This is a genomic window from uncultured Veillonella sp. (genome assembly GCF_915069625.1).
GTDB lineage: Bacteria > Bacillota > Negativicutes > Veillonellales > Veillonellaceae > Veillonella.
The window spans coordinates 1-4131 of record NZ_CAJZFD010000170.1 but is presented as its reverse complement, the minus strand read 5'-3'; the positions used below and the strand labels follow the sequence as shown (position 1 = coordinate 4131).

Below are 4131 nucleotides of genomic sequence, written 5' to 3'. Positions count from 1 at the left end.
TGTTAAGAAAGAAATCATTTTATTTATATAGAAAGAAGGGACAGCATGGAAATAAATAAGGTTTATTCTGGCTTTCGCCTTGACCGCATTGAGCGCATTGATGAGATCAATGGTACCGCTTATGAAATGAAGCACGAAAAGTCTGGTGCTCGTTTAATTTATATCGATTCACCAGATTCTAATAAAGTATTCAATATTGCTTTTAGAACAACACCTCATAATAGCACCGGTGTAGCGCATATTATGGAGCACTCCGTTCTATGTGGTTCTCGCAAATTCCCATTAAAAGAGCCATTTGTTGAACTTGTAAAAGGTTCTTTAAATACGTTCCTAAACGCTATGACATATCCGGATAAAACGATGTATCCTGTAGCGAGTAAGAACGATAAAGACTTCCATAATTTGATGGACGTATATCTTGATGCTGTATTCTACCCACGTGTTCGTGAAGATGCAGAAATCGTAATGCAAGAGGGTTGGCATTATGAGCTCGAAAATGCAGACGATGAACTTACCTACAAAGGTGTTGTATTCAATGAGATGAAGGGTGTTTACTCATCTCCTGACTCTGTATTAGAACGCCAAATGATGCGTGAGCTTTTCCCAGATACTACTTATGGCGTTGACTCTGGTGGGGATCCGGATTATATTACAGATTTAACATATGAAGAATTCCAAGAGTTCTACCGTGTTCACTATCATCCATCCAATAGTTATATCTTCTTGTATGGTGATATGAATATTGAAGAGCAATTAGCATTCTTAAATGATGAGTACTTAAGTCATTTTGATGCTATTGACGTTCATACGGAGGTAGCTCTACAAGCTCCATTTACAGAAGGTAAAGTAGTGAGCTATCCATATAGTGTAGGTTCTGAGGAGCCAACAGATAATCGTACATTGCATTCCTTTGCGTATGTATTGCCTGATGTAACACCTGAACATAGCTTGGCATTTGAAGTGTTAACACATGCTTTGTTAACATCTCCTGCAGCACCTCTTAAACAGGCGCTGGTGAAAGCTGGTATTGGTTCTGATATTAGTGGCTACTACTTAGATAGCATTCGCCAACCTATGTGGACAGTACAAGCTACAGGTTCTAATCTAGATAAACAAGCTGACTTACAGCGTATTGTAGAGTCTACATTACAAGAGTTATGTGATAAGGGCTTAGATAAAGAGTTATTAGAAGCTTCTTTAAATAGCATTGAATTTGCTCTTCGTGAAAGTGATTTTGGTGGTCGTCCTATCGGTTTAGCCTATATTATTCGTATGATGGATAATTGGCTATACGATAATGATCCATTGGAATTATTACATTATGAAGAGGCATTAGCGAATATTCGAAAAGGCTTAGCTGGCACATATTTCGAAGATTTAATTCGTCATTCCATCTTGAATAATAACCATAAAGTTCTTGTATCTATTTGTCCTGAACGTGGTCTTCAAGAACGTAAAGATGCAGAGGTTAAAGAATATTTAGCTACAGTAAAAGCTAATATGACCTCTGAAGAAATCGAAGCAATTGTAGAGCAAACAAAACGCCTAAAAATTCGTCAAGAAACACCAGATAGCGATGAAGCTCTAGCGTCTATTCCTTTGCTCGAGTTGTCTGATTTAAATCCTAATATTGAAGCCGTAGAACGTCGTGAAAGTAAAATTGGCAATACTACAGTTCATTTTGTACCTACTTTCACAAAAGGTATCAATTATGTGGGATTGTACTTTAAATTAAATTGCCTCACTGAGGAGGAACTATTCTACGCTGATATTTTAAGTGATATCCTCGGTCGTATTGATACATCTGAACGCGGTTATGAAGCACTGGCTAAAGATATTAATATGAATTTAGGGGGATTGAGTTCTGATATTACGGCCATCAGCAAAGATGGTAAGCGTGACGAATTTACGCCTCTTATGATTGTGCGTGCGAAAGCATTACATTCTAAACTACCAGATTTATGTCGCTTGATTAATGAAGTAGTTCAAAAAGCAGATTATAGCGATGATCAACGTTTGACTGAACTTGTTCAAGAAAGTAAAGCCATTTGGGATAATGAAGCATTCCGCCGTGGTAATTCCATCGTGAGTCAACGCGTTATGGCTCAAGTTTCTGCTGTTGGTAAGTTTAGAGATAATGGTAATTTAGGATACTATCAAAAAATTAGTGAACTAGCATCTAATCCTGCAGCATTGCCACTTTTACCAGAGAAATTAGCCGAAGTGGCTCGTAAGATATTCCGCGCTAACAATGTAGATATTATGTTTGTTGGTGAAGAAGGCGAATTAGAAGCCTTTGAAAACCTTATGAAACCTTTCGTTGAAACTTGGGATGCTACAGAATTGAGTGATGATGTATTACAAATCACTCGTCTATCTGGCAACGATGGTATTGTTACAGCTGGTAAGGTTCAATACGTAGCACAAGGTGGTAACTTCATCGATCATGGTTTCAAACATGTTGGTCCAATGAGCGTGTTAGAAACGATTTTACGTTATGAATACCTTTGGATTCGTATTCGTGTACAAGGTGGTGCTTACGGAGCATTTGCTAATTTCTATGATGATGGCAATATGATTTTCTGTAGTTATCGTGATCCTAACTTGTTGGAAACTTTGAATGTATATAAAGAGTTACCTCAATATCTTCGTGATTTCACATTGACTGATCGTGAAATGCGCAAATATATTATCGGCACTATGAGTTCTTTAGACTTGCCAATGACACCTGCATTGCGTGGACCACGTGCGATGGGGATGTACTTTAGCGGGGCTAAATTAGAGGACAAAGTAGAGTTCCGTAAACAAGTAATCGCATGTAAGCCAGAAGATATTGTTGCATTAGCAGATGTGGTAGAACCTGTATTGAATGATAATCATATTTGCACAATGGGTAACGAACAAAAGATTAAAGATGCTGGTAATGTGTTTGATAACATTGTGTCTTTAGGATAAATAAGTTTATATCAATAAATGATATTGCTTTAGTTTGACATATCTTCGGATGTATAAGTGGCATATTCATAATGGATATGCCACTTGTTTTCTGCTATAGGAGAGTTCTAATGAAAGGTAGATTTGCGCCTAGTCCAACAGGATATATTCATCTCGGTAACGTGTGGATAGCACTTTTATCATATATCTCCACACGCCAACAAAAAGGAACGTATGTTGTACGTATGGAGGATATAGACCTACAACGGTCAAAACGAGAACTAGGGGAAGCTTTACTAGATGATTTAGAATGGCTTGGCTTTGAATGGGATGAAGGACCTCGTGTAGGTGGACCAGAAGTAGCCTATTGGCAAAGTGAAAGACAAACATATTATGCAGACATATTAGAACATCTCAGATTAGAAAAACTAATTTATCCTTGCTTTTGTAATAGAACTAGATTGCAATCCATAGCATCAGCTCCTCATGTAGGAGAAGTGGTGCATCGTTATGATGGAAAATGTCGACATTTACGTGATGTTGAAATACAAGAGTTATGTAATAGTAAAGAACCATCCTTGCGCCTTGCTATAGATTCTTGTGATCTTGAGTTTGATGATCGATGGCAAGGTAAGCAGCATATTCATTTGGAAGGTGAACTAGATGATTATGTATTACGTCGTGGTGATGGTATGTACGCATATAATTTGGCAGTCGTATTAGATGATATAGCTATGGGAATAACTGAAGTGATTCGAGGCGATGATTTACTCGATACAACGGGACAGCAATTATATTTGTATAATACATTACAACAATGCTATCTCCATAAGAATATAGTGGTTCCTAAGTATGGTCATGCCCCACTTTTGGTAGATGCAGATGGACATAGGCTATCTAAACGTCAAAAGAGTATTACAATCCGCGAATTACGAGAACAGCAATGGTCAGCATCTAGGATTTTAGGCGAGTTAGCTGTTGCAGGTGGGCTTATAGATGGTGCTAGGTATGCTCATCCACAAATAAGCCTTTCTAATTTACTTCATTTAGACCTCTCAGTTCCTAGTTTGAGGCAAAAAACAATTGTCATTGAATGATACTAGATACATTGATTTTAGTTCTAAAATGTTTGCTAAAAGCGTATAATTCTTTAACTATAAAATTCGATACATTACATTGACAAATTTCGATATTTAT

2 protein-coding genes are annotated in these 4131 nt (G+C 37.4%); both read left to right on the top strand.

Features of this window, described 5'->3' with window-relative positions; translation table 11 throughout:
* Positions 1-45 precede the first annotated feature (45 nt).
* Positions 46-2955, top strand: coding sequence for an insulinase family protein (locus QZ548_RS08230; RefSeq protein WP_295869618.1), 2910 nt, complete (start codon positions 46-48; stop codon positions 2953-2955).
* Positions 2956-3065: 110 nt separating this feature from the next.
* The gene (gene gluQRS / locus QZ548_RS08225) at positions 3066-4031 is read left to right on the top strand and encodes a tRNA glutamyl-Q(34) synthetase GluQRS (RefSeq protein ID WP_295869616.1); all 966 of its coding nucleotides are present in this window, start codon (positions 3066-3068) and stop codon (positions 4029-4031) included.
* Positions 4032-4131 lie beyond the last annotated feature (100 nt).

Excerpts from the sequence above, each read along its gene's own strand:
- gluQRS (WP_295869616.1), top strand. The coding sequence starts at position 3,066 with ATGAAAGGTAGATTTGCGCCTAGTCCAACAGGATATATTCATCTCGGT.
- QZ548_RS08230 (WP_295869618.1), top strand. The coding sequence starts at position 46 with ATGGAAATAAATAAGGTTTATTCTGGCTTTCGCCTTGACCGCATTGAG.